This is a genomic window from Anoxybacillus mongoliensis (assembly GCF_014201515.1).
In the GTDB taxonomy this organism is placed as follows: Bacteria; Bacillota; Bacilli; order Bacillales; family Anoxybacillaceae; genus Anoxybacillus; species Anoxybacillus mongoliensis.
In genome coordinates, this window is the sequence record NZ_JACHEQ010000031.1 from 1 (window position 1) to 1,546 (window position 1,546).

At 42.8% G+C, this 1,546-nt stretch carries 1 protein-coding gene; it reads left to right on the top strand.

The features are described from left to right. Nucleotides 1-76: 76 nt before the first annotated feature. Nucleotides 77-1,546: IS1182 family transposase (locus tag HNR43_RS14030; RefSeq protein WP_246346346.1), on the top strand; the 1,470-nt coding region annotated here is incomplete at its 3' end.

Sequence of the window (1,546 nt, forward strand, 5' to 3'; positions counted from 1 at the left end):
CTCAGCTTGTCGACAAAGTCGACAAGCTGGTTTAATATATAGGTACAAGGGTATTTTTATAGGAGGGGGAAATCGGATGCTTCAACGTCATCAAGAAGATCGTAGACAGGTGGAAACAACGGTAAAGATTGATGACCTTGTTCCTGAGGATCACCTTGTGCGTAAGCTAGAAAAAGCGATTGACTTCTCTTTTATTTATGACATCGTCAAAGATCTATACTCACCCGATCATGGACGACCAAGTATTGATCCCGTTGTGTTGTTCAAGATGTATTTGATCCGTTACATTTTTGGCATTCGTTCGATGCGTGAAACGGTGGAACAAATTCGAACAAACGTGGCCTATCGGTGGTTTTTAGGGTTGAGTCTTCATGATCCTGTCCCACATCATTCGACTCCAAGTAAAAACTACGCACGACGTTTTGCGGGGACAGACGTCTTTCAAAAGATTTTTTCAAGAATTTTAGAAGAAGCCTTTCAACACGGGCTGGTGGATCCAAGTGTCGTATTTGTCGACTCTACCCATGTGAAGGCGAGTGCAAACAAAAGAAAATTCAACACCGAAGTGGCAGAAGTCGAAGCGAAAGCGTATCAAGAGGAATTGGAAAAAGAAATTGAACGAGATCGGATCGCACACGGAAAATCTCCATTACCGCCAGAAACAGATAAAAAAAAACGAGAAGTGAAGATCAGTAAGACAGATCCCGAGAGTGGGATGTTTGTGAAAAATGAACGCGAACGAGTATTTGCTTACTCTTATCATACGGCTTGCGATCGCCATGGCTGGATCCTGCAATCCTATGTCACGGCGGCAAACGTGCATGATAGTCAAGCCTTTTTTGAACTGTTTGAACGGGTCAAACAGGAAGTGAAGCAGCGCCCAAAAGACGTGTGCATCGATGCAGGATACAAGACACCAGCCATTGCGAAATACCTATTAGAACAAGGGATTGATCCGATTTGGCCATACACTCGTCCAAAAACGAAAGATGGGTTCTTTCGGAAATCTGAATTTGCATATGACGAACATTTTGACTGTTACCTTTGTCCAAATAACCAAGTGTTGTCGTATTCCACAACGAATCGAGAAGGCTATCGAGAATATAAATCCAATCCATCTGTGTGCAAGACGTGTCCTTACCTAGAAAAATGCACGGGAAGCAAGAGCCATACAAAAGTGGTTACACGCCATGTTTGGCAAGATTACTACGAAGAAGCCGAGCACTTACGATATGTGCCGGAGCATCGGGAGTTGTATGAACGAAGAAAAGAGACAATCGAACGAAATTTTGCAGATTTGAAAGAGAAGCATGGTCTGCGCTGGACAAATTACCGTGGATTGGAAAGAAACCAGATGCAGGCGATGCTTGTTTGTGCTGCGATGAATTTAAAGAAATTAGCAAACTGCCTATGGAGAATGGGCACCTCTCCTCTTTTTCGCTTATGTATGTCGTTATTTTCGTCGGTTCATCAAGGGAAACAAATATCAGAATGGAATAAAATGGTTGAAAGACAACTGTCTTTCAACCATTTTGTCAACAGTCTG